This is a genomic window from Escherichia sp. MOD1-EC6021, from assembly GCF_002965245.1.
GTDB lineage: Bacteria > Pseudomonadota > Gammaproteobacteria > Enterobacterales > Enterobacteriaceae > Escherichia > Escherichia coli_F.
Genome location: NZ_PTRU01000022.1, coordinates 1 through 23133 on the forward strand (window position 1 = coordinate 1; position 23133 = coordinate 23133).

Annotated in this window: 23 protein-coding genes, 1 tRNA gene and 2 pseudogenes; 16 read left to right on the plus strand and 10 right to left on the minus strand. The window is 51.5% G+C overall.

Features of this window, described 5'->3' with window-relative positions; genetic code table 11:
* Window positions 1-117: pseudogene (locus tag BEB54_RS20575) on the plus strand (ISAs1 family transposase); the annotation flags it as partial.
* Between the two features lie 128 nt (window positions 118-245).
* On the opposite strand, the gene yafV reads toward BEB54_RS20575, so the two are convergent.
* The gene (gene yafV, locus BEB54_RS20580; protein ID WP_032183285.1) at window positions 246-1016 is read right to left on the minus strand and encodes a 2-oxoglutaramate amidase; all 771 of its coding nucleotides are present in this window, start codon (window positions 1014-1016) and stop codon (window positions 246-248) included.
* A 180-nt stretch (window positions 1017-1196) separates the two neighbouring features.
* Here yafV and ivy point away from each other — a divergent pair, with 180 nt between their 5' ends.
* Complete coding sequence (ivy, locus tag BEB54_RS20585; protein WP_001308392.1) at window positions 1197-1643, plus strand: Ivy family C-type lysozyme inhibitor; 447 nt, start codon at window positions 1197-1199, stop codon at window positions 1641-1643.
* A gap of 42 nt (window positions 1644-1685) precedes the next feature.
* Here the strand turns inward: ivy and fadE are convergent, their stop codons facing one another.
* Window positions 1686-4130, minus strand: coding sequence for an acyl-CoA dehydrogenase FadE (gene fadE / locus BEB54_RS20590; RefSeq protein WP_000973094.1), 2445 nt, complete (start codon window positions 4128-4130; stop codon window positions 1686-1688).
* A gap of 239 nt (window positions 4131-4369) precedes the next feature.
* Here fadE and lpcA point away from each other — a divergent pair, with 239 nt between their 5' ends.
* Both lpcA and BEB54_RS20600 read left to right on the plus strand, forming a co-directional pair.
* A complete protein-coding gene (gene lpcA, locus BEB54_RS20595) occupies window positions 4370-4948 on the plus strand; it encodes a D-sedoheptulose 7-phosphate isomerase (protein ID WP_000284050.1) in 579 nt (192 codons plus the stop codon).
* Window positions 4949-5153: 205 nt separating this feature from the next.
* Entirely contained in the window at window positions 5154-5921 is a 768-nt protein-coding gene (locus BEB54_RS20600) for a class II glutamine amidotransferase (protein WP_000333380.1), read from the plus strand.
* On the opposite strand, the gene dpaA is transcribed toward BEB54_RS20600, so the two are convergent.
* The 3 genes from dpaA to dinJ form a co-directional block, all read right to left on the minus strand.
* Complete coding sequence (gene dpaA / locus BEB54_RS20605; RefSeq protein WP_001225681.1) at window positions 5892-6632, minus strand: peptidoglycan meso-diaminopimelic acid protein amidase; 741 nt, start codon at window positions 6630-6632, stop codon at window positions 5892-5894. The genes BEB54_RS20600 and dpaA overlap by 30 nt on opposite strands.
* 155 nt (window positions 6633-6787) lie before the next feature.
* On the minus strand, window positions 6788-7066 hold the full coding sequence (yafQ, locus tag BEB54_RS20610) for a type II toxin-antitoxin system mRNA interferase toxin YafQ (protein ID WP_000615979.1): 279 nt from the start codon (window positions 7064-7066) through the stop codon (window positions 6788-6790).
* 2 nt (window positions 7067-7068) lie between these two features.
* Window positions 7069-7329, minus strand: a complete 261-nt coding sequence (gene dinJ, locus BEB54_RS20615; protein WP_032183287.1) for a type II toxin-antitoxin system antitoxin DinJ — start codon at window positions 7327-7329, stop codon at window positions 7069-7071.
* 209 nt (window positions 7330-7538) lie between these two features.
* Between dinJ and BEB54_RS20620 the strand changes: the two genes are divergently transcribed.
* On the plus strand, window positions 7539-8288 hold the full coding sequence (locus BEB54_RS20620) for a C40 family peptidase (RefSeq protein ID WP_064735797.1): 750 nt from the start codon (window positions 7539-7541) through the stop codon (window positions 8286-8288).
* Window positions 8289-8310: 22 nt separating this feature from the next.
* Here the strand turns inward: BEB54_RS20620 and BEB54_RS20625 are convergent, their stop codons facing one another.
* The 3 genes and pseudogenes from BEB54_RS20625 to BEB54_RS20635 all read right to left on the minus strand — a co-directional run.
* The gene (locus BEB54_RS20625; RefSeq protein WP_001030482.1) at window positions 8311-8667 is read right to left on the minus strand and encodes a type II toxin-antitoxin system HicB family antitoxin; all 357 of its coding nucleotides are present in this window, start codon (window positions 8665-8667) and stop codon (window positions 8311-8313) included.
* The gene (locus BEB54_RS20630) at window positions 8660-8938 is read right to left on the minus strand and encodes a type II toxin-antitoxin system HicA family toxin (RefSeq protein ID WP_000598759.1); all 279 of its coding nucleotides are present in this window, start codon (window positions 8936-8938) and stop codon (window positions 8660-8662) included. Before BEB54_RS20630 ends, BEB54_RS20625 begins: the two co-directional genes overlap by 8 nt.
* Before the next feature lie 104 nt (window positions 8939-9042).
* Window positions 9043-10761: pseudogene (locus BEB54_RS20635) on the minus strand (flagellar biosynthesis protein FlhA); the annotation flags it as partial.
* Between BEB54_RS20635 and lafU the strand changes: the two are divergent.
* The 5 genes from lafU (at window position 10727) to prfH (ending at window position 15155) form a co-directional block, all read left to right on the plus strand.
* The gene (gene lafU / locus BEB54_RS20640; protein ID WP_000207580.1) at window positions 10727-11512 is read left to right on the plus strand and encodes a putative lateral flagellar export/assembly protein LafU; all 786 of its coding nucleotides are present in this window, start codon (window positions 10727-10729) and stop codon (window positions 11510-11512) included. The pseudogene BEB54_RS20635 and the gene lafU sit on opposite strands and share 35 nt — an antisense overlap.
* Before the next feature lie 70 nt (window positions 11513-11582).
* Window positions 11583-12638 carry a DNA polymerase IV gene (gene dinB / locus BEB54_RS20645; RefSeq protein WP_105270901.1) on the plus strand — a complete coding sequence of 352 codons (1056 nt, stop codon included), beginning with the start codon at window positions 11583-11585 and terminating at the stop codon, window positions 12636-12638.
* The gene (locus tag BEB54_RS20650; RefSeq protein ID WP_088542288.1) at window positions 12635-13087 is read left to right on the plus strand and encodes a GNAT family N-acetyltransferase; all 453 of its coding nucleotides are present in this window, start codon (window positions 12635-12637) and stop codon (window positions 13085-13087) included. Before dinB ends, BEB54_RS20650 begins: the two co-directional genes overlap by 4 nt.
* Window positions 13088-13404: 317 nt before the next feature.
* Window positions 13405-14544 carry an RNA ligase RtcB family protein gene (locus BEB54_RS20660; RefSeq protein WP_183083039.1) on the plus strand — a complete coding sequence of 380 codons (1140 nt, stop codon included), beginning with the start codon at window positions 13405-13407 and terminating at the stop codon, window positions 14542-14544.
* Window positions 14541-15155, plus strand: a complete 615-nt coding sequence (prfH, locus tag BEB54_RS20665; protein WP_105277741.1) for a peptide chain release factor H — start codon at window positions 14541-14543, stop codon at window positions 15153-15155. The genes BEB54_RS20660 and prfH overlap by 4 nt, the downstream gene beginning before the upstream one ends.
* A 56-nt stretch (window positions 15156-15211) precedes the next feature.
* Here prfH and pepD read toward each other — a convergent pair whose 3' ends face one another.
* The gene (gene pepD / locus BEB54_RS20670; RefSeq protein WP_032302480.1) at window positions 15212-16669 is read right to left on the minus strand and encodes a cytosol nonspecific dipeptidase; all 1458 of its coding nucleotides are present in this window, start codon (window positions 16667-16669) and stop codon (window positions 15212-15214) included.
* A gap of 260 nt (window positions 16670-16929) precedes the next feature.
* Here pepD and gpt point away from each other — a divergent pair, with 260 nt between their 5' ends.
* The 3 genes from gpt to crl all read left to right on the plus strand — a co-directional run bounded on the left by gpt (window position 16930) and on the right by crl (window position 19183).
* On the plus strand, window positions 16930-17388 hold the full coding sequence (gpt, locus tag BEB54_RS20675; protein WP_001291990.1) for a xanthine phosphoribosyltransferase: 459 nt from the start codon (window positions 16930-16932) through the stop codon (window positions 17386-17388).
* A 91-nt stretch (window positions 17389-17479) separates the two neighbouring features.
* The gene (gene frsA, locus BEB54_RS20680; RefSeq protein WP_000189544.1) at window positions 17480-18724 is read left to right on the plus strand and encodes an esterase FrsA; all 1245 of its coding nucleotides are present in this window, start codon (window positions 17480-17482) and stop codon (window positions 18722-18724) included.
* 57 nt (window positions 18725-18781) lie between these two features.
* Window positions 18782-19183 carry a sigma factor-binding protein Crl gene (crl, locus tag BEB54_RS20685; RefSeq protein ID WP_000174675.1) on the plus strand — a complete coding sequence of 134 codons (402 nt, stop codon included), beginning with the start codon at window positions 18782-18784 and terminating at the stop codon, window positions 19181-19183.
* A gap of 38 nt (window positions 19184-19221) precedes the next feature.
* Here the strand turns inward: crl and phoE are convergent, their stop codons facing one another.
* The gene (gene phoE, locus BEB54_RS20690; protein ID WP_105277742.1) at window positions 19222-20277 is read right to left on the minus strand and encodes a phosphoporin PhoE; all 1056 of its coding nucleotides are present in this window, start codon (window positions 20275-20277) and stop codon (window positions 19222-19224) included.
* A 287-nt stretch (window positions 20278-20564) separates the two neighbouring features.
* On the opposite strand from phoE, the gene proB reads away from it, so the two are divergent.
* The 3 genes from proB (at window position 20565) to BEB54_RS20705 (ending at window position 23122) form a co-directional block, all read left to right on the plus strand.
* A complete protein-coding gene (proB, locus tag BEB54_RS20695) occupies window positions 20565-21668 on the plus strand; it encodes a glutamate 5-kinase (RefSeq protein WP_001285288.1) in 1104 nt (367 codons plus the stop codon).
* Window positions 21669-21678: 10 nt separating this feature from the next.
* Window positions 21679-22932 (plus strand): glutamate-5-semialdehyde dehydrogenase, encoded by a 1254-nt coding sequence (proA, locus tag BEB54_RS20700; RefSeq protein ID WP_105277743.1) that lies wholly within the window; start codon window positions 21679-21681, stop codon window positions 22930-22932.
* A gap of 114 nt (window positions 22933-23046) precedes the next feature.
* A tRNA-Thr gene (locus BEB54_RS20705) sits at window positions 23047-23122 on the plus strand.
* Window positions 23123-23133: the final 11 nt, after the last annotated feature.

Sequence of the window (23133 nt, forward strand, 5' to 3'; positions counted from 1 at the left end):
ATTAATATTTTGACGAATGATAAGGTATTCAAGGCAGGGTTAAGACGTAAGATGCGAAAAGCAGCCATGGACAGAAAGCATCTGGCGTCAGTCCTTGCGGGGAGCGGGCTTTCGTAATCTTTCCCTGAGACGTCATCGCGATTGATGGAAAAGCACTTCCACACTCCTATGATAAAAAGTGGTCGCAGGAGAGCGGGCTTTCGTAGTCATACCCCAACTCTCCCCGGCCTTAAACACAACACCACTCACCACAACCTAAACTCATCCGCATCCCGCCATGCCGGAAACTTTTCTCTATATTCCCTTAACACCGCCATCGACAGCTCCGCATCAATGCGCGTTGCCTGATGCGCGTCGGCAGTAGCGATAATCTCGCCCTGTGGATTAATCACCCGGCTGTCACCGCGATAATGGCAGCCGTTGCCATCGCTGCCGACGCGATTGCATCCCGCCACATACGCCTGATTCTCAATCGCGCGGGCTGTCAGCAATGCCTGCCAGTGCAGAGAGCGTGGGGCAGGCCAGTTGGCGACGTAGATGGCGAGGTCATAATCGTTGAGATTGCGCGACCACACCGGAAAACGCAGGTCGTAGCACACCAGCGGCAAAATACGCCAGCCGCGCCATTCCACAATCACTCGTGCATTGCCCGCTTTATAATGCAGATGCTCATCTGCCATTCGGAACAGATGACGCTTATCATAAAAATGTACCGTGCCGCCCGGCTCAACCAGCAAAAAGCGGTTAACCGGACCAGACTCCGTTTGTAATGCAACACTGCCTGCAATCAGCGCATTGCACTGCTGCGCTTTAGCTGTCATCCAGTTCACTACGTCATCTTGTGCTAGCGACGAAGCTGCCGCTTCCATGGCAAAGCCGCTGGTAAACATCTCCGGTAGAACGATCACATCGCGCCCGGTAATACCTTCCAGTTGACGATCAAAATGGCGCAGGTTGGCAAGACCATCCATCCACACCAGTGGTTGCTGCAAAAGCGTAATCTTCAAACCAGGCACGGTGTACAACTCCTTTATGCGAAGGGTTTTATAACTTTAACACCTTATCAGGCAGTTGCCTTAGCGCAGAATAAATTGATAACAAATGCTGATATTGGAAATATCTGATTTGCAAATTATCGTGTTATCGCCAGGCTTTAGGAGGTTAATAACATGGGCAGGATAAGCTCGGGAGGAATGATGTTTAAGGCAATAACGACAGTCGCCGCACTGGTCATCGCCACCAGTGCAATGGCGCAGGATGATTTAACCATTAGCAGCCTGGCAAAGGGCGAAACCACCAAAGCTGCATTTAATCAGATGGTACAAGGGCATAAGCTGCCAGCCTGGGTGATGAAAGGCGGTACTTATACCCCCGCACAAACCGTGACATTGGGGGATGAGACGTATCAGGTGATGAGCGCGTGCAAACCGCATGACTGTGGCTCGCAACGTATCGCTGTGATGTGGTCCGAGAAATCTAATCAGATGACGGGGCTGTTCTCGACCATTGATGAGAAAACCTCGCAAGAGAAACTCACCTGGTTGAATGTGAATGATGCGCTTTCGATTGATGGTAAAACGGTGCTATTCGCGGCGTTGACCGGCAGCCTGGAAAACCATCCGGATGGCTTTAATTTTAAATAATTAGCGGATAAAGAAACGGAGCCTTTCGGCTCCGTTATTCAATTACGCGGCTTCAACTTTCCGCACTTTCTCCGGCAACTTTACCGGCTTCGTCGCCAGCTCTTCCGGATCAAAGTCATCAACGTTAATGCTGCGCAGACGGCTTTCTTCAGCTTTCACCAGAATAGCAGCTTCATCTTTATCAATCAGCCCCTTCGCCAGTGCGTTGTGCGCCAGTTCATCCAGACGGGTAAATGGCAGGTTTTTACCCAGCTCTTTACAGATCCGCTGATGAATTGGGTCGGCGGCAATCACATCCACCAGCGCCTCTTCCAGTAAACCAACCGGGTTATGCTCGCTCGGGGTCAGGTACTGACCGCGACCAATACGTGAACGGGTGGCGTTCGGCACTTGTAAAATCTTCGCCACCTTATGATCCAGCTTGTCAGACGGTGCCAGATAATGACGTCCGGTCGGGAAGATCACCACATTCAGCAGCCCGGCAACCACGCGGTTCGGGAAGTTTTGCAGTAAATCGTCCATCGCCTGCTCTGCCTGATACAGCGCATCCTGTACGCCCCAGTGCACCAGCGGCAGGTCGGCTTCATTACGGCCTTCGTCGTCATAACGCTTCAGAACGGCAGAGGCGAGGTAAAGCTGGCTTAAAATATCCCCCAGACGTGCCGAGATGCGTTCGCGACGTTTCAGGCTGCCGCCCAACACCGCCATCGACACATCAGAAAGCAGGGCGAGGTTGGCACTCAGGCGGTTCAGGTGCTGATAATAACGTTTAGTGGCATCGCCGGTTGGTGTGCTGCTGGTTAAACCGCGCGTCAGGCCCAGCCAGAAGCTGCGAACTTTGTTACTGCCGACGTGGCCAATATGTTTGAACAGCAGTTTATCGAACGCGTTAACGTCATTGTTCTTCGCCGCTTCCATCTCTTCCAGCACGTACGGATGGCAACGAATCGCTCCCTGACCGAAGATCATCATGCTGCGGGTCAGAATGTTGGCCCCTTCAACGGTGATGGCAATCGGTGCGCCCTGGTAAGCTCGTGCCAGGAAGTTGCTCTGACCGAGCATAATGCCTTTACCCCCGGTGATATCCATCGCATCAATAATCGACTGCTGCCCACGGTGGGTACAATGATACTTAACGATAGCCGACAGCACGGCAGGTTTTTCACCGAGCATAATTCCGTAGGTAATCAGCGATGCCGCAGCATCCATCACGTAGGCATTACCGGCAATACGCGCCAGCGGCTCTTCAATCCCTTCCATCTTACCGATAGAGATTTTGAACTGACGGCGAATGTGCGCATACGCGCCCGTTGCCAGTGCTACCGATTTCACGCCGCCGGTTGAGTTGGAAGGTAGGGTGATGCCGCGGCCCACGGAGAGACACTCCACCAGCATCCGCCAGCCTTGCCCGGCCATTTTTGGTCCGCCGATAATGTAGTCGATCGGTACGAAGACATCTTTACCTCGCGTCGGTCCGTTCTGGAACGGTACGTTCAGCGGGAAGTGGCGACGACCAATTTCCACGCCTGGCGTGGTGGTCGGGATAAGTGCACAGGTAATGCCTAAATCTTCTGCGCCACCCAGCAGTTTTTCCGGGTCGGAAAGTTTAAACGCCAGCCCAAGCACGGTCGCAATTGGCGCGAGCGTAATGTAGCGTTTGTTCCAGGTCAGTCGCATCCCCAGCACCTGCTGGCCCTGCCACTCGCCCATGCAGACAATCCCGGTATCCGGAATCGCGCCCGCATCGGAACCCGCTTCCGGGCTGGTCAGTGCAAAGCAAGGGATCTCCTGACCACGCGCCAGACGCGGCAGATAGTGATTTTTCTGCTCGTCAGTGCCGTAATGTTGCAGCAGCTCGCCCGGGCCTAATGAGTTCGGCACGCCGACGGTAATCGCCAGGATCCCGCTCACGCCGGAGAGTTTTTGCAGCACACGAGATTGGGCATAAGCCGAGAACTCCAGCCCGCCGTACTCTTTTTTGATGATCATCGCGAAGAAGCGATGCTCTTTAAGGTACGCCCACAACTCCGGCGGCAGATCCGCCAGCTCATGAGTAATCTGGAAATCATTCGCCATCCGGCAGGCTTCTTCTACCGGGCCGTCGAGAAACGCTTGCTCTTCAGCCGTCAGGCGCGGCTGCGGATAGTTATGCAGCTTTTTCCAGTCCGGCTTACCCTGGAACAAGTCGCCTTCCCACCAGGTAGTGCCTGCATCAATCGCTTCTTTTTCAGTGCGCGACATTGGCGGCATCACCTTACGGAAACCGCGAAATACCGGTGCGGAAATCATCGACTTACGCATAGGCGCAAAGTTAAACGGTACGAGGATAATGGCCAGAGGCACCAGTACCCACGCCGACCACAGACCAGCGACGCCGAGGGCGGCTGTCCAGGCGAGCAAAATCAGACTGCTGATAAATAAGCTCACGCGGTGATAGAACAACGCGCCGAGCAGGACAACCGTAGCGAGAATACTCAAAATCATCATAACGAAAAGCCCCTTACTTGTAGGAGGTCTGACCACTTGTGATGATATGGTTGTAGTGGATGTAAAAACATTTAGCAATGTGTTTACAATATAATTACAACAAAGCTCACATTGTTGCTGTTTTTATCCGCACTTCAGGTCAAAAAGTCCTGGTCATCGCACCTGCCCGTACTTCTCGCTTTTGGCGGTATCCGGTACACTGCATTTTGTCTATTACATTTATGCTGAAGGATATCCTCATGTACCAGGATCTTATTCGTAACGAACTGAACGAAGCGGCGGAAACGCTGGCTAACTTTTTAAAAGATGACGCCAATATTCACGCCATTCAGCGCGCGGCGGTCCTGTTAGCAGATAGCTTTAAAGCCGGTGGTAAGGTGCTTTCCTGCGGTAATGGCGGTTCCCATTGCGACGCCATGCACTTTGCCGAAGAGTTGACGGGGCGCTACCGTGAAAACCGTCCGGGCTATCCGGCGATTGCCATTTCTGACGTTAGTCATATTTCCTGCGTCGGTAATGATTTCGGTTTCAATGATATTTTCTCCCGCTACGTTGAAGCGGTAGGTCGCGAAGGCGATGTATTGCTGGGGATCTCTACCTCCGGTAACTCTGCAAACGTGATCAAAGCGATCGCAGCGGCGCGTGAGAAGGGGATGAAAGTGATCACCCTGACCGGTAAAGATGGCGGCAAAATGGCTGGCACGGCGGATATTGAAATTCGCGTTCCGCACTTTGGTTATGCCGACCGCATTCAGGAGATCCACATTAAAGTGATCCATATCCTGATCCAGTTAATTGAAAAAGAGATGGTTAAGTAAGTCTGGCGTAGGCTGGATAAGGCGTTTACGCCGCATCCGGCACTTGTGCGCTGATGCCTGATGCGACGCTGACGCGTCTTATCATGCCTACAAATCTGTACCCGAACCGTAGGCCGAATAATGCATTCACGCCGCATCCGACCTGAAAATTCTTAAATCAATCTTCGCCGGGGGCCATGCGCTCCCGCTGTTGTGGAGGTTACCCATGTGCGAATTGCTCGGGATGAGCGCTAACGTCCCTACCGATATCTGCTTTAGTTTCACCGGTCTGGTGCAGCGTGGTGGTGGAACCGGGCCACATAAAGATGGCTGGGGCATTACCTTTTACGAAGGTAAAGGCTGTCGCACATTTAAAGATCCACAACCCAGCTTTAATTCCCCCATCGCCAAACTTGTCCAGGACTACCCGATAAAATCCTGTTCGGTGGTGGCTCATATTCGCCAGGCCAATCGGGGCGAGGTGGCGCTGGAAAATACTCACCCGTTTACCCGCGAGTTATGGGGACGCAACTGGACTTATGCCCATAACGGGCAACTGACGGGGTACAAGTCACTGGAAACCGGCAACTTCCGTCCGGTAGGTGAAACCGACAGCGAAAAAGCCTTTTGCTGGCTGCTGCATAAATTAACACAGCGTTACCCGCGCACACCGGGCAACATGGCGGCAGTGTTTAAATATATCGCCTCACTGGCGGATGAACTGCGGCAGAAGGGCGTTTTCAACATGCTACTTTCGGACGGACGCTATGTAATGGCGTATTGCTCGACCAATCTGCACTGGATCACCCGCCGCGCGCCGTTTGGCGTGGCAACGTTGCTGGATCAGGATGTGGAAATCGACTTCAGCTCGCAGACCACACCGAATGATGTGGTCACGGTGATTGCGACACAGCCGCTGACGGGCAATGAAACCTGGCAAAAGATTATGCCAGGCGAATGGCGCTTATTTTGCCTCGGGGAGCGTGTAGTTTGATGCCAGCTGTGGCTGCACCACTTCATGGCTCAACGGTTTGCTGACGACGTAACGGCCATTGACCACAGAAACGGTTGGTGGCTTACGGGTTTGCTCAAAGTAGTCGTAACCCGGCTTCAGTTGCTCCCAGAAGTCCTTAAAGTTGGAATATTTATGGCGCTGCATGTTGGCGTCGGTCATGCGGAAAGGATAAATACTTACCTGCACACTCGGCTGACCAAACACCAGCGCGCCAGTAACGAACTGGAAGATCTCATCAATACCTTGATTGGTCATCGCGTAGCAGCCGATGGAAACACAATCGCCGTGGATCATCAGGTATTTCCCTTCATAACCATGCGCACGGTCATAGGCATTGGGGAAACCAATATTAATCGCTTTGTAGTAACGGCTGTCTGGTTTTAACTGATTACGCTGGACGCTATAAAACCCTTCCGGGCTTTTGAAATCGCCCTGACGCTGTTTTGGCCCTAAACCGCCGGAATATTTACAGATTTTATAACTATCGAGCAGTTGATATTGCTCGCCCATTTTGACGTAGAGATCGAGCGTACGTTCTTCCTTGAAGATCTGGATGTAGACAGGGGAGCCCATCAACTGCTGCTTATACTCTTTGCTCACTGGCGTGGTCGAGCTACTGCTGCCCAGCAAACCGGCAAACGAAACGCACGGGATCAACAACATCGCAAGAATTAATGCGATTTTACGCATACTGCTTATTCCTTGATAAAACGGTTACACACGCCAGGACGGCAAAATGGATCCCAAATCGGAATAGTCTGGATTTGGAAGGCTCACATTATCACCAAAAGAGTTTTACGCAAGCCTGTCGGCGCAGGGTTTACAAATTTCATCGGAAGCGGGCTTTACCCAAATAGCGCCGCGTGAGTTCCAGTTCTCTCAAATCGTAAAAGTTTATCGGTAAGTTTGTAAATCAGGATCCAGTCCGGTTCAACATGAGCATCGCGATAACCTTTCCATGAACCTTGCAGCGGGTGGTCTTTATAAACAGCTGGAAGTGGTAAAGTATTATTGATAAGAAGCGTCATAAGATATTTCAATTTATTCATATCCTTATGACGCTTTTGTGCAAGTTTTACATCCTTTGAAAATTGTCCCGAGTATTCAATATCCCTTTGAATCATATTTAAATTCCTAATTGATCAAATAAATCATCGGCGTCTTTGGCCTTATGAACATCAACGCCAGCTTCGCTGTTTTTAATTGATTGAATGGTTAATTGATTAGGCTCGCGTAAATCAAACGGCAATGCCTTTTCACGCGCGACTTTTGTGAGGGTTATGCGAACCAGGTCAGAGATGGTCAGCCCCATCCCGGCCAGTACGTCCGCCGCCTGATTCTTCAGATCTTCATCGATTCGGGCGCGAACAAACGCGTTAGCAGCCATTGGGGTATCTCCTGTGCTGTATATTTATTCAGCTTGAATTGTAGCTCAAATGAGCAACAACGACAATCCATGAGTAATTTAATAAACGGATGTTTTTACATAATTAACTGAAATATATTTATTAATTTTATAATAATGGTTTATTAAGTTTGTTCAGGTACGGGCCGGGATACACTGCAACATCAATGCATGACCAGCCATTATTGAGAATGTCTTTGCCGTCGATTCCCTCTTTTGTGTTGTCGGGATTATTGTTGCTTTGCTTGCCGTTTTCTTCATTTGCCAGCGCCACCGCATCACATATCTCTTTCAGCTACGCCGCCCGCCAGCGGATGCAAAACCGTACGCGATTGCTAAAGCGATACCACGCGCATCTGAAAAAACAGGCCAGCTACATTGTGGAAGGCGATGCACAAAGCAGAAGGGCGCTGCGCCAGCACAACCGGGAGCAGATAAAACAGCATCCTGAGTGGTTCCCTGCACCGTTGAAGTTGAGCGATAAACATTGGCAGGCGCTGGCGGAAAACAACCATTTCTTAAGCAGCGACCATCTGCATAACATCACCGAAGTAGCGATTCACCGTCTGGAGCAGCAGCTTGGTAAGCCTTACGTCTGGGGAGGTACGCGGCCTGATAAAGGCTTCGACTGTAGCGGGTTGGTTTTTTATGCCTACAACAAGATCCTCGAGGCGAAACTCCCGCGCACGGCCAATGAGATGTATCACTACCGTCGGGCAACCATTGTGGCAAATAACGACCTGCGCCGGGGAGATTTGCTGTTTTTCCATATTCACAGCCGCGAGATTGCCGACCATATGGGCGTGTATCTGGGAGACGGTCAGTTTATCGAGTCGCCGCGCACCGGGGAAACCATTCGGGTAAGTCGGTTAGCTGAACCTTTCTGGCAGGATCATTTTTTAGGCGCGCGGCGGATTTTGACGGAAGAGACGATTTTGTAAATGGGTAATATTGACGACCTGTTTACATCTGGGCTGAAAACTCACGTTCTAAGACATCAATAATGAGCTGGTTTTTTGAAATGGAATGTTGTCTGGCGACGATGGTCAGCCGCGAATCGATGTGATGCGGCACACGAAGCGTCAGGCGTTTTTGCTCTTCTTCTTCACGAAAAGGGGCAATACCGTCCTCTTCACAATCCGCCATCCACTCATCCAGAGCGCTTTCGCCTTCACGATATAATGCCTCAATACTTGTGGCTACAAAGTCACAATAACCGTTTACATTGAGGAACTTGCCGCGAAATGCGTTGATATCGGCTTCAAATGTCACTGCGGCTGGTTGACCTTTAATTGTGATAATGTTCGATGCTTTATTCATAATCTACCCCTACACAGTTAACAAACCACTCCTTAAGACCTGCTACTGCGCCTTTATCCATCACATTCTTTGGATGCGGCTCATGTGTGCTGAATTTGGTCGTTCCAATCTGAAATTTTCGTCTGGAGCCGTTGTTATTTTTTATTGATCCACCCACCGCTTTAATGAGAGCAACAACATCATCCCATTTAATTCCAGATTTTGGCGGCTCCGTCATTACATCGTCGAATGTTTTTCTATGACGAGAGCCTAGCGCGCTGACCTTAATCATACTATCAATCCATGACGTCATTGTATGGTGTCATCGTAGTCTCTTTGCAGTGTGACGTCAATTAATGGTGTCAGGTGCTGCAAAGTATGGAAAAGAATCCTCAATCAACTCAACGCCCCCATAATCTTCAACTCCAGCTCGTCCGGCACTTCGTTATACGACAGCACATGCAACCCCGGCGCAAATAACCTCGCATAACGCGCCAGCAACGGGCGCAGCTGCGGCGGCACCAGCAGCACCGGGTCTTTACCTGCCGCTTTCATCTGCTCCTTCACCTGCGGCATCGTGCTCTGGAACTGGTTGAGCATATTTGGGTCAACCGGCACGCTATCGAGCATCACTTTGCCGGCCTGTTGCGCCTGATTCACCACGTTGGTCAGCAGATTTTCCAGCTCATTATTCAGCGTATACACCGTCAGCTCCTGCTTGCGAACGAACGGATGGGTAATGCTGCGCCGCAGTGCCAGGCGCACATCGGCCGCCAGCAGAATATGATCTTTGGTGACGGTGCTACTGGCGACCAGCACGGTGGCGATGGTGACGATATCGCGCAGGGAAACGCCTTCGGTCAGCAGTGCCCGGTACACTTTCAGCAACTGGCTGTAATTCAGCGCCGCACTCAAATCCTCTGCCAGGCGCGGTGCCATTGACGACAAACGGTTATGCAGCTGAGTAATATCGTCATAGTTAAACAAATCAGGAATATAGCTGCGCACAATCTTATTCACATGCGTGGCAATTACGCTGGCGCTGTCGATCACCTGATACCCCATATTCAGCGCCTTCGCCTTCTGCGCGGGCTGAATCCAGGTCACCGGCATCCCGTACGCCGGGTCGTTCCCCAGCACGCCGTCAATCTCGCCGTAGGTTTCGCTGGAGGGCAGGGCCATCAGTTTATCCGCCGGAATATCCGCTTCATCAGCCTTAATGCCGTTGATGAAAATGGCGTACTGGCTGGGCTTGAGGCGGAAGTTTTCCCGAATGCGGATCTCCGGCAGCAGCACGCCGTTGCCGTCGGAAATCACCTGCCGCACGCCGCGAATACGCTGGGTGAGCGGGTTGCCCTGCGCTTTGTCCACCAGCGCCACCAGCTTGTAACCGAGGCTTAAACTGATGGGCTCGATCAGCGGAATGGTTTCCCAACTGACCTGTTGATCGCTGGTTTCAGTGATGGTGCGGGTCAGCGTTTCGAGGCTTTTCTCTTCCGCCTCCGCCGCCTGCGGGCGTTTGCTCATTCGCCAGCCGGTAAAACCAAGCAGGGCGCTGAACATCAGGAACGGGAAGTGCGGCATTCCCGGCACCACCGCCAGCACGAACATAATCCCGGTGGCGGTGTAGAGCACCGACGGGCTTGCCAGCAACTGGTGGCGCACGTCATGGGCAATATCGCCGTTGTCGCTGACGCGGGTGACGATAATCGCCGCCGCGGTGGAAAGCAGCAGGGACGGGATCTGCGCCACCAGGCCGTCGCCGATGGTCATCAGCACATATTGCTGGAAGGCGGCATCGGCGCTCAGGTTGTATTTGAAGATCCCGATACAAACGCCGCCAATCAGGTTGATCGCCAGAATCATCATCCCGGCGATGGCATCCCCGCGCACAAACTTCGATGCCCCGTCCATCGCGCCGTAGAAATCGGCCTCGCTGGCAACATCTTTGCGGCGGGTCTGCGCCTGCGCCTGGTTGATCAACCCGGCGTTAAGATCGGCGTCAATCGCCATTTGCTTGCCGGGCATCGCGTCCAGGGTAAAGCGGGCAGAAACCTCGGAAATACGCTCAGCCCCTTTGGTGACGACAATAAAGTTGATTGTCAACAGCGTCAGTAAATCCGAGCGTGAAAGCATTATCGCCGCGCTGCACGGGCAGTCGATTTTCAATGGCGGCGGGCTATCGCCGTTAAATAAAATCAGCCCGACGCATCCGCTGAAACCTGCCACCGTGGCGGTGCCGGAAGAGACGGAGAAAAAAGCCCGCGACGTCAACGAGAAAACGGCGCTACTGAAGAAGAAGTCCGCCACTGAGCTTGGCGAGCTGGCGACCAGTATCAACACCATCGCCCGCGATGCGCATATGGAAGCCAATCTGGAGATGGAGATTGTCCCGCAGGGATTACGCGTGCTGATTAAAGATGACCAGAACCGCAATATGTTTGAACGCGGCAGCGCGAAGATTATGCCGTTCTTTAAAACTCTGCTGGTGGAGCTCGCGCCGGTATTCGACTCGCTCGATAACAAAATTATTATTACCGGGCATACCGATGCGATGGCCTATAAAAGCAATATCTACAACAACTGGAACCTTTCGGGCGATCGTGCGCTCTCGGCCCGTCGGGTGCTGGAAGACGCCGGAATGCCGGAAGATAAAGTGATGCAGGTGAGCGCAATGGCGGACCAGATGCTGCTGGACGCGAAAAATCCGCAAAGCGCGGGTAACCGGCGCATTGAGATTATGGTGCTCACCAAAAGCGCGTCTGATACGTTGTATCAATATTTTGGTCAGCATGGGGATAAGGTGGTGCAGCCGCTGGTGAAAAAGCTGGATAAGCAGCAGGTGCTTTCGCAGCGAACGCGTTAAATGCTGAATCTTTACGCATTTCTCAAACTCTGAAATCACTGTATACTTTACCAGTGTTGAGAGGTGAGCAATGCGTAAAATCATTCATGTGGATATGGACTGCTTTTTCGCCGCGGTGGAGATGCGCGACAATCCCGCCCTGCGCGATATCCCTATTGCTATTGGCGGCAGCCGCGAACGCCGGGGGGTGATCAGCACCGCCAATTATCCCGCGCGTAAATTTGGCGTGCGTAGCGCAATGCCAACCGGCATGGCGCTCAAACTGTGTCCGCATCTCACCTTGCTTCCAGGGCGCTTTGACGCCTACAAAGAAGCGTCAAATCATATCCGCGAAATCTTCTCTCGCTACACATCGCGTATTGAGCCGCTGTCACTGGATGAAGCCTATCTCGACGTCACCGACAGCGTACATTGCCACGGCTCTGCGACCCTTATCGCTCAGGAAATCCGCCAGACGATCTTCAACGAGCTGCAACTGACGGCGTCTGCGGGCGTTGCGCCGGTCAAGTTTCTCGCCAAAATCGCCTCTGATATGAATAAACCCAACGGACAGTTTGTGATTACGCCGGCGGACGTCCCGGCATTTCTGCAAACCTTACCGCTGGCAAAAATTCCCGGTGTCGGCAAAGTCTCGGCGGCAAAACTGGAAGCGATGGGGCTGCGGACCTGCGGCGATGTACAAAAGTGTGATCTGGTGACGTTGCTTAAACGCTTTGGCAAATTTGGTCGCATTTTGTGGGAGCGTAGTCAGGGGATTGACGAGCGCGACGTTAACAGCGAAAGGTTGCGAAAATCCGTCGGTGTAGAACGCACCATGGCGGAAGATATTCATCACTGGTCTGAATGTGAAGCGATCATCGAGCGGCTTTACCCTGAACTGGAGCGTCGTCTGGCAAAGGTAAAACCTGATTTACTGATTGCCCGCCAGGGGGTGAAATTAAAGTTCGACGATTTTCAGCAAACCACCCAGGAACACGTCTGGCCGCGGCTGAATAAAGCTGACTTGATCGCCACTGCGCGTAAAACCTGGGATGAACGCCGGGGCGGACGCGGTGTGCGACTGGTGGGGCTGCATGTGACGTTGCTTGATCCGCAAATGGAAAGACAACTGGTGCTGGGATTATGAATAATATACAAATAAGAGACTATCAGCCTGGCGATTTTCAGCAGCTATGCGCTATTTTTATTAGAGCGGTTACGATGACCGCCAGTCAGCATTATTCACCACAACAAATTGCCGCCTGGGCGCAGATTGATGAACATCGATGGAAAGAGAAACTCGCGAAATCACAAGTGCGGGTTGCGGTGATTAATACACAACTGGTCGGCTTTATTACCTGCATTGAGCATTATATCGATATGTTATTTGTTGATCCGAAATACAACCGCTGCGGGGTTGCCAGCGCTTTGTTAAAACCTTTGATTAAGTCTGAATCCGAACTTACGGTAGATGCCAGCATAACCGCAAAACCCTTTTTTGAACGTTATGGTTTTCAGACAGTTAAGCAGCAGCGCGTTGAATGCCGGGGAGCGTGGTTTACTAATTTTCATATGCGATATAAACCGCAACACTAAATCCAGCTTGCAATGAAAATAACGCCCGCCTAATATGTGCGCGTTTTCTTATTCCACAAACTGCAAGGAGGTAAATCATGAAAAATCCTTTATCAATGACTCTTTGCAGACCTTTCCAGGATTAATTCTTTTTTTCTTGCCCTGGATTCGTCTGCCATTTCCTGATTTTTATATTTATATACTCTAAATAATTCGAGTTGCAGGAAGGCGACAAGCGAGTGAATCCCCAGGAGCTTACTAAAGTAAGTGACTGGGGTGAACGAACGCAGTCGCAGTACATGCAACTTGAAGTATGACGAGTATAAATGGAATGGTACATGGGCAAATATATTCGTCCCTTATCCGATGCGGTATTTACCATCGCATCTGATGACCTGTGGATCGAGAGTTCAGCGATCCAACAATTACACACCACGGCAAATTTACCCGACATGCAACGCGTCGTAGGGATGCCAGATTTACACCCTGGACGCGGCTATCCGATTGGCGCAGCGTTCTTCTCCGTAGGCCGTTTTTACCCGGCACTGGTCGGCAATGATATCGGCTGCGGTATGGCGCTATGGCAAACAGATATTCTCGCGCGTAAATACAACGCCGATAAGTTTGAAAAGCGATTATCTGCGCTGGATGACGTTGCTGAAGAAAGCTGGCTGGAGGAAAACCTGCCGTCAGCGTTTGCACAGCATCCGTGGCGCTGCGCGCTTGGCTCTATCGGTGGCGGTAACCACTTTGCAGAACTGCAACAGATTGATCAAATCATGGACGCGGAACTGTTTGCACTGTCAGGTCTGGATGCGCAGCATCTGCAACTGCTGGTCCATAGCGGCTCGCGTGGTTTAGGGCAGTCTATTTTACAGCGGCATATTGCCTCGTTTTCGCATCATGGTTTGCCGGAAGGCAGTGACGACGCGCTAAGTTATATTGCGGAACATGATGATGCGCTGGCGTTTGCGCGTATTAATCGCCAGCTGATCGCTTTGCGCATAATGCAACAAGTTAAGGCCAACGGAAATTCGGTTCTGGATGTGGCGCATAACTTTGTTAGCGCATGTCGAATCGGCGATCAACAAGGATGGTTACACCGTAAAGGGGCTACGCCGGATGACAACGGTCTGGTGATTATTCCCGGTTCACGCGGTGATTACTCCTGGCTGGTTAAGCCTGTTGCGAACGAAAAAACGCTCCACTCGCTGGCGCATGGGGCAGGGCGTAAATGGGGGCGCACCGAGTGTAAAGGGCGTCTGGCAGCGAAATACACAGCGACGCAGCTCTCACGTACTGAACTTGGCAGCCGGGTAATTTGTCGCGATAAACAACTCATCTTTGAAGAAGCGCCACAAGCCTATAAATCGGCTGAAAGTGTGGTGCAATGTCTGGTGCAGGCCGGTTTAATTATTCCTGTCGCGCAACTGCGTCCGGTGCTGACGCTCAAAAACAGTGGAGGGAAAAAAGGATGATCTTGCTACAACTCTCCTCAGCTCAGGGGCCGGAAGAATGTTGTCTCGCAGTGAAAAAGGCACTGGACAGGCTGATTAAAGAAGCTGCCCGACAAGACGTCGCGGTAACGGTGCTGGAAACAGAAACGGGTCGCTACTCTGACACACTACGTTCGGCGCTGGTTTCACTTGATGGCGACAACGCATGGGCACTAAGCGAAAGCTGGTGTGGCACTATCCAGTGGATTTGTCCGAGTCCGTATCGCCCTCATCATGGGCGCAAAAACTGGTTTCTGGGCATTGGGCGTTTTACTGCAGATGAGCAGGAGCAATCCGATGCGATCCATTATGAGACGCTGCGTTCGTCGGGGCCGGGCGGTCAACATGTCAATAAAACCGACTCGGCTGTGCGCGCCACGCATTTGGCATCCGGTATTAGTGTGAAGGTTCAGTCAGAGCGCAGTCAGCATGCTAACAAACGGCTGGCGCGATTACTGATTGCCTGGAAGCTGGAACAGCAACAACAGGAACATAGTGCGGCGCTGAAATCGCAGCGGCGAATGTTCCATCACCAGATTGAACGTGGCAACCCGCGACGGACGTTTACAGGGATGGCTTTTATCGAAGGATAAGAAAGGATGAAACTGCCGGAAGGCGATCAAACGCCATCCGGCAGCAAATCAAAAAATTACTTCGCCGGAATTTCTTTCAGCAGTTCTGTCAGCAGTGTCCAGTAATGGCCTACGCTTTCGATGTGAACTTGCTCATCCGGAGAGTGTGGACCGGTGATGGTTGGCCCGATAGAAACCATGTCCATTTCCGGATACGGCTTTTTAAACAGGCCACATTCCAGACCCGCGTGAATAATCTGGATGTTCGGCGTCTTGTTGAACAGACGCTGATAGGTTTCACGTACCAGATGCATCACCGGAGAGTTAGCGTCCGGCTGCCAGCCAGGATATGCGCCTTTCGCTTCGGTTTTCGCGCCTGCCAGTTTACCCAGCGAATCCAGCATGCTCACCACGTAGTCTTTACCGCTGTCGATCAGAGAACGGATCAGGCAGTGAATTTCTACGTTGTTGTCGGTCATGGTCACGACACCGACGTTCAGTGAGGTTTCAACCACGCCTTTTGCCACGTCGGAGTTGCGGATCACACCGTTCGGGGTGGCGTTCAGCAGACGAATAAAGGTATCGCGAGATTTCGCAATCAGGGCAGCTTTATCGTTCGCAACAGAGTCCAGCAACAAGGCCAGATTTTTCTCTTTCTCTGCCAGCTCGTTTTTCAGGATCTCCTGATAGGTATTCACCAGCGTTTTCAGGGCGTCGACTTTATCAGCTGCGACAGCAATGGTCGCAAAGGCTTCACGCGGGATGGCGTTACGCAGTGTGCCGCCGTTGAAATCGATAAGACGCAGGTCCAGTTCTTCTGCATGTCCCGCCAGGAAGCGCACCAGCAGTTTGTTCGCGTTACCCAGGCCAACGTGGATTTCACCGCCGGAGTGACCGCCTTTCAGACCTTTTAAGGTTAATTTGAAGGTTTCAAAACCAGCCGGAACGGCTTCACGATCTAAATGCAGGTTGGAGGTGAAGTCGATACCCCCAGCACAACCCATGTAGATTTCACCTTCTTCTTCGGAGTCGGTGTTAATCAGAATGTCAGCCTGCAACCAGTTGCTCTGTAAGCCGAACGCCCCGTCCATACCGGCTTCTTCGGTCATGGTTAGCAGCACTTCCAGCGGGCCGTGAACCACGTTTTCGTCAGCCAGAACCGCCAGTGCAGAGGCCATACCAATGCCGTTATCCGCGCCCAGCGTGGTACCGCGCGCTTTAACCCATTCGCCATCAATATAAGGCTGGATAGGATCTTTAGTGAAATCGTGCACGGTATCGTTATTTTTCTGCGGCACCATATCGAGGTGGGCCTGCAAGACGACTGGTTTACGATTTTCCATACCTGCGGTAGCAGGTTTACGAATCAGGATATTACCCACCTGATCGCGTTCGACATGGAAACCTTTCTCTTTTGCCCAACCAACAATGTATTCAGCGAGTTGCTCTTCATGATAGGACGGGTGAGGAATAGAACAGATTTTGGCAAAAATATCCCACAGCGGCTGTGGAGATAATTGAGACAGTTCAGACACGTTAAGTCTCCTTGTCGATCACCCGCAAAACAGTATTGCAGGTCACAGGGTTAGCAGAAAATGTTGTCAACACAAGACAGGCTTGCGAGATATGTTTGAGAATACCACTTTATCCCGCGTCAGGGAGAGGCTGTGCGTAAAAAGACGCGGACTCATGTGAAATACTGGTTTTTAGTGCGTCAGATCTCTATAATCTCGCGCAACCTATTTTCCCCTCGAACACTTTTTAAGCCGTAGATAAACAGGCTGGGACACTTCACATGAGCGAAAAATACATCGTCACCTGGGACATGTTGCAGATCCATGCACGTAAACTCGCAAGCCGACTGATGCCTTCTGAACAATGGAAAGGCATTATTGCCGTAAGCCGTGGCGGTCTGGTACCGGGTGCGTTACTGGCGCGTGAACTGGGTATTCGTCATGTCGATACCGTTTGTATTTCCAGCTACGATCACGACAACCAGCGCGAGCTTAAAGTGCTGAAACGCGCAGAAGGCGATGGCGAAGGCTTCATCGTTATTGATGATCTGGTGGATACCGGCGGTACTGCGGTTGCGATTCGTGAAATGTATCCAAAAGCGCACTTTGTCACCATCTTCGCTAAACCGGCAGGTCGTCCGCTGGTTGATGATTATGTTGTTGATATCCCACAAGATACCTGGATTGAACAGCCGTGGGATATGGGCGTCGTATTCGTCCCGCCAATCTCCGGTCGCTAATCTTTTCAACGCCTGGCACTGCCGGGCGTTGTTCTTTTTAACTTCAGGCAGGTTACAATAGTTTCCAGTAAGTATTCTGGAGGCTGCATCCATGACACAGGCAAACCTGAGCGAAACCCTGTTCAAACCCCGCTTTAAACATCCTGAAACCTCGACGCTAGTCCGCCGCTTTAATCACGGCGCACAACCGCCTGTGCAGTCGGCCCTTGATGGTAAAACCATCCCCCACTGGTATCGCATGATAAACCGTCTGATGTGGATCTGGCGCGGCATTGACCCACGTGAAATCCTCGACGTTCAGGCGCGTATTGTGATGAGCGATGCTGAACGTACCGACGATGATTTATACGATACGGTGATTGGCTACCGCGGCGGCAACTGGATTTATGAATGGGCCACCCAGGCGATGGTGTGGCAACAAAAAGCTTGTGCGGAAGAAGATCCACAACTCAGTGGTCGTCACTGGCTGCATGCGGCCACGTTGTACAACATTGCCGCCTATCCTCATCTGAAAGGGGATGACCTGGCCGAGCAAGCGCAGGCTTTGTCAAACCGTGCCTATGAAGAGGCCGCCCAACGTCTGCCGGGCACGATGCGGCAGATGGAGTTTACCGTACCAGGCGGTGCGCCCATCACCGGCTTTTTGCATATGCCGAAAGGCGATGGCCCGTTCCCGACGGTATTAATGTGTGGTGGTCTGGATGCGATGCAGACGGATTATTACAGTCTGTATGAACGTTATTTTGCCCCGCGCGGCATTGCGATGCTGACTATTGATATGCCGTCGGTGGGCTTTTCTTCAAAATGGAAGCTCACCCAGGACTCCAGCCTGTTGCATCAGCACGTCTTAAAGGCGCTGCCTAACGTCCCGTGGGTGGATCACACCCGTGTCGCGGCCTTTGGTTTCCGTTTTGGCGCTAACGTTGCTGTGCGTCTGGCATATCTTGAATCGCCGCGTCTGAAAGCGGTTGCCTGTCTTGGTCCGGTAGTTCATACCCTGTTGAGTGATTTTAAGTGCCAGCAACAGGTGCCGGAAATGTATCTTGACGTTCTGGCGAGTCGCTTGGGGATGCATGATGCTTCCGATGAAGCGTTGCGTGTGGAACTGAATCGTTATTCATTAAAAGTGCAAGGATTGCTGGGCCGTCGCTGCCCAACGCCAATGTTATCAGGCTACTGGAAGAACGATCCGTTCAGCCCGGAAGAGGACTCACGCTTAATCACCTCATCATCTGCTGATGGTAAATTGTTAGAGATTCCATTTAATCCGGTGTATCGGAATTTTGACAAAGGTCTTCAGGAAATCACGAGCTGGATCGAAAAACGATTGTGTTAAAAATTTGCTAAATTTTACCAGTTTGGTAAAACAGGTGCATCACAACAGGAGATCGCAATGACGTTACCGAGTGGACACCCGAAGAGCAGATTGATCAAAAAATTTACCGCACTAGGCCCCTATATTCGTGAAGGTAAGTGCGAAGATAATCGATTCTTTTTCGATTGTCTGGCTGTATGCGTCAACGTGAAACCAGCGCCGGAAGTGCGTGAGTTCTGGGGTTGGTGGATGGAGCTTGAAGCGCAGGAATCCCGTTTTACTTACAGCTACCAGTTTGGTCTGTTCGATAAAGCAGGCGACTGGAAGAACGTTCCGGTAAAAGATGCCGAAGTGGTTGAGCGACTGGAACATACCCTGCGTGAGTTTCATGAGAAGCTGCGTGAACTGCTGACGACACTGAATCTGAAGCTGGAACCGGCGGATGATTTTCGTGATGAACCGGTGAAGTTAACCGCGTGAGTGAAAAGTGCCGGATGCGCCGCATCCGGCAATCTCCATTAAAACTGATAGGTCATCCCAACCGCGACAATATCATCATTATTAATATTTAATTTGTTATCGCTGTCCAGTTGGTTGATTTTATAATCAACAAAAACTGACATATTTTTGTTGAAATAATATGTAGCACCGACATCAATATAATTGACCAGATCCTCATCACCGATGCCCTCAATATCTTTCCCTTTCGATAAGACATAACCCAGCGATGGACGCAGGCCAAAGTCGAATTGGTATTGAGCGACTGCTTCAAAGTTCTGCGTCTTATTGGCAAAGCCGCCAGAGATTGGCGTCATTTTACGCGTTTCAGAATAGAAAGTTGCCAGGTAAATATTATTGGCATCGTATTTCAGGCCTGTTGCCCATGCTTCTGCACGCTTGCCCGTGCCACGGCTTTGCAGGTTCTGCTCGTTGGTGCGATCGGAGTTGGTATAGGCCCCACTAATGGCAAAATCGCTGCCGCCAAAGTCATATGTCAATGACGTGCCGAAGCCATCACCGTTTTGCTTTTTAACGTCGCGGTTTTCGTTTTTTCCTTGATATTGCAGGGTTAAGTTCAGACCATCGATAACGCCGAAGAAGTCGGTGTTCCGATACGTTGCCAGACCGCTGGCGCGTTTGGTCATAAAGTTGTCGGTCTGCGCGGAGGAATCGCCGCCGAATTCCGGGAACATATCGGTCCAGGCTTCCACGTCATACAGCGCCCCCAGGTTACGACCATAGTCGAAAGAACCCAAATCTTTATATTTCAACCCGGCAAAGGCAAGACGCGTTTTTTGCTGAGCAGTATCACTCTCTGCTTTATTTCCGGCAAACTCTGCTTCCCAGCGACCATAACCGGTCAGTTGATCGTTAATTTGTGTTTCGCCTTTAAAACCAAAACGGATATAACTTTGGTCGCCATCTTTACTGTCATTATCGCTCATATAATGCATGGCTTTAACTTTGCCATAGATATCCAGTTTATTACCGTCTTTGTTATATATTTCTGCGGCCTGTACGGATGCCGATGCCACAATGCCCATCACCACTAATGCCAGAGTGCTCTTTTTCATTTTCATTCCTGATTTTAATTAACGCGCGAATATTCAGCGGGAGAGCCCCGTTGAAAACAGGAAAGTTTTTAACCTGAGATTGTTAAAGATATATTACAGATTAATGATATTCTTAAAATGTGGTAATTTATTAAATCTGTAATAAAAGCGTAAACAACTGCCGCTACGCTTGCTGATCCCGCGCAACAAAACGCCATGCTTTGCTTGCAGATGGTTGGCAACCGGCGACAGTCCTGCTAAAACGTTCGTTTGATATCATTTTCCCTAAAATTGAATGGCAGAGAATCATGAGTGACAGCCAGACGCTGGTGGTAAAACTCGGCACCAGTGTGCTAACAGGCGGATCGCGCCGCCTGAACCGTGCCCATATCGTTGAACTTGTTCGCCAGTGCGCGCAGCTACATGCCGCCGGGCATCGGATTGTAATTGTGACGTCGGGGGCGATTGCCGCCGGACGTGAGCACCTGGGTTACCCGGAACTGCCAGCGACTATCGCCTCGAAACAACTTCTGGCGGCGGTAGGGCAGAGTCGACTGATTCAACTGTGGGAACAGCTGTTTTCGATTTATGGCATTCACGTCGGGCAGATGCTGCTAACTCGTGCTGATATGGAGGACCGTGAACGCTTCCTGAACGCCCGCGACACCTTGCGTGCACTGCTCGATAACAACATCGTTCCGGTAATCAATGAGAACGATGCTGTCGCTACTGCAGAGATTAAAGTCGGCGATAACGATAACCTTTCGGCACTGGCGGCGATTCTGGCAGGTGCCGATAAACTGTTGTTGCTGACCGATCAAAAAGGTTTGTATACCGCTGACCCGCGTAGCAATCCGCAGGCAGAACTGATTAAAGATGTGTACGGCATTGATGACGCACTGCGCGCGATTGCTGGTGACAGCGTTTCAGGTCTTGGAACCGGCGGCATGAGCACTAAATTGCAGGCCGCTGACGTGGCTTGCCGTGCGGGTATCGACACCATTATTGCCGCGGGCAGTAAGCCGGGTGTCATTGGTGATGTGATGGAAGGTATTTCCGTCGGTACGCTGTTCCATGCCCAGGCGACTCCGCTTGAAAACCGCAAACGTTGGATTTTCGGTGCGCCGCCTGCGGGTGAAATCACGGTAGATGAAGGGGCAACCGCCGCCATTCTTGAACGCGGCAGCTCCCTGTTGCCGAAAGGCATTAAAAGCGTAACCGGCAACTTCTCGCGTGGTGAAGTCATTCGCATTTGCAACCTTGAAGGTCGCGATATCGCCCACGGCGTCAGTCGTTACAACAGCGATGCATTACGCCGTATTGCCGGACACCACTCGCAAGAAATTGATGCAATACTGGGATATGAATACGGCCCGGTTGCCGTTCACCGTGATGATATGATTACCCGTTAAGGAGCAGCCGATGCTGGAACAAATGGGCATTGCCGCGAAGCAAGCCTCGTATAATTTAGCGCAACTCTCCAGTCGCGAAAAAAATCGCGTGCTGGAAAAAATCGCCGATGAACTGGAAGCACAAAGCGAAAGCATCCTCAATGCTAACGCCCAGGATGTTGCTGACGCGCGTGCCAATGGCCTTAGCGAAGCGATGCTAGACCGCCTGGCACTGACGCCCGCACGGCTGAAAAGCATTGCCGATGATGTGCGCCAGGTGTGTAACCTCGCCGATCCAGTGGGGCAGGTAATTGATGGCGGGGTGCTGGACAGCGGCCTGCGTCTGGAACGCCGTCGCGTGCCGCTGGGGGTGATTGGCGTGATTTATGAAGCGCGCCCGAACGTGACGGTAGATGTCGCTTCGCTGTGCCTGAAAACCGGTAACGCGGTGATCCTGCGCGGCGGCAAAGAAACGTGTCGCACTAACGCGGCAACGGTGGCGGTGATTCAGGACGCCCTGAAATCCTGTGGCTTACCGGCGGGTGCCGTGCAGGCGATTGATAATCCTGACCGTGCGCTGGTCAGTGAAATGCTGCGTATGGATAAATACATCGACATGCTTATCCCGCGCGGCGGGGCTGGTTTGCATAAACTGTGCCGCGAGCAGTCGACGATTCCGGTAATCACAGGTGGTATAGGCGTATGCCATATTTACGTTGATGAAAGTGCAGAGATCGCTGAAGCATTGAAAGTGATTGTCAACGCGAAAACTCAGCGCCCGAGCACGTGTAATACGGTAGAAACGTTGCTGGTAAATAAAAACATCGCAGATAGCTTCCTGCCCGCATTAAGCAAGCAAATGGCGGAAAGCGGCGTGACATTACACGCTGACGCAACTGCGCTGGCGCAGTTGCAGGCAGGCCCCGCGAAGGTGGTGGCTGTTAAAGCCGAAGAGTATGACGATGAGTTCCTGTCATTAGACTTGAACGTCAAAATCGTCAGCGATCTTGACGATGCTATCGCCCATATTCGTGAACACGGCACGCAACATTCCGATGCGATCCTGACCCGCGATATGCGCAACGCCCAGCGTTTTGTTAACGAAGTGGATTCCTCCGCTGTTTACGTTAACGCCTCTACGCGTTTTACCGACGGCGGCCAGTTTGGTCTGGGGGCGGAAGTTGCGGTAAGCACACAAAAACTCCACGCGCGCGGCCCAATGGGGCTGGAAGCTCTGACCACCTACAAGTGGATCGGCATTGGTGATTACACCATTCGTGCGTAAATAAAACCGGGTGATGCAAAAGTAGCCATTTGATTCACAAGGCCATTGACGCATCGCCCGGTTAGTTTTAACCTTGTCCACCGTGATTCACGCTCGTGAACATGTCCTTTCAGGGCCGATATAGCTCAGTTGGTAGAGCAGCGCATTCGTAATGCGAAGGTCGTAGGTTCGACTCCTATTATCGGCACCATTAAAATCAAT

Coding starts and splice junctions, on each gene's coding strand:
- BEB54_RS20660 (WP_183083039.1), top strand. CDS start 13,405: ATGGGCAAATATATTCGTCCCTTATCCGATGCGGTATTTACCATCGCA.
- proA (WP_105277743.1), top strand. CDS start 21,679: ATGCTGGAACAAATGGGCATTGCCGCGAAGCAAGCCTCGTATAATTTA.
- ivy (WP_001308392.1), top strand. CDS start 1,197: ATGTTTAAGGCAATAACGACAGTCGCCGCACTGGTCATCGCCACCAGT.
- gpt (WP_001291990.1), top strand. CDS start 16,930: ATGAGCGAAAAATACATCGTCACCTGGGACATGTTGCAGATCCATGCA.
- BEB54_RS20650 (WP_088542288.1), top strand. CDS start 12,635: ATGAATAATATACAAATAAGAGACTATCAGCCTGGCGATTTTCAGCAG.
- BEB54_RS20625 (WP_001030482.1), bottom strand. CDS start 8,667: ATGAATAAAGCATCGAACATTATCACAATTAAAGGTCAACCAGCCGCA.
- proB (WP_001285288.1), top strand. CDS start 20,565: ATGAGTGACAGCCAGACGCTGGTGGTAAAACTCGGCACCAGTGTGCTA.
- lpcA (WP_000284050.1), top strand. CDS start 4,370: ATGTACCAGGATCTTATTCGTAACGAACTGAACGAAGCGGCGGAAACG.
- dinB (WP_105270901.1), top strand. CDS start 11,583: ATGCGTAAAATCATTCATGTGGATATGGACTGCTTTTTCGCCGCGGTG.
- yafQ (WP_000615979.1), bottom strand. CDS start 7,066: ATGATTCAAAGGGATATTGAATACTCGGGACAATTTTCAAAGGATGTA.
- crl (WP_000174675.1), top strand. CDS start 18,782: ATGACGTTACCGAGTGGACACCCGAAGAGCAGATTGATCAAAAAATTT.
- dinJ (WP_032183287.1), bottom strand. CDS start 7,329: ATGGCTGCTAACGCGTTTGTTCGCGCCCGAATCGATGAAGATCTGAAG.
- BEB54_RS20620 (WP_064735797.1), top strand. CDS start 7,539: ATGTCTTTGCCGTCGATTCCCTCTTTTGTGTTGTCGGGATTATTGTTG.
- dpaA (WP_001225681.1), bottom strand. CDS start 6,632: ATGCGTAAAATCGCATTAATTCTTGCGATGTTGTTGATCCCGTGCGTT.
- prfH (WP_105277741.1), top strand. CDS start 14,541: ATGATCTTGCTACAACTCTCCTCAGCTCAGGGGCCGGAAGAATGTTGT.
- fadE (WP_000973094.1), bottom strand. CDS start 4,130: ATGATGATTTTGAGTATTCTCGCTACGGTTGTCCTGCTCGGCGCGTTG.
- frsA (WP_000189544.1), top strand. CDS start 17,480: ATGACACAGGCAAACCTGAGCGAAACCCTGTTCAAACCCCGCTTTAAA.
- phoE (WP_105277742.1), bottom strand. CDS start 20,277: ATGAAAAAGAGCACTCTGGCATTAGTGGTGATGGGCATTGTGGCATCG.
- BEB54_RS20600 (WP_000333380.1), top strand. CDS start 5,154: ATGTGCGAATTGCTCGGGATGAGCGCTAACGTCCCTACCGATATCTGC.
- BEB54_RS20630 (WP_000598759.1), bottom strand. CDS start 8,938: ATGATTAAGGTCAGCGCGCTAGGCTCTCGTCATAGAAAAACATTCGAC.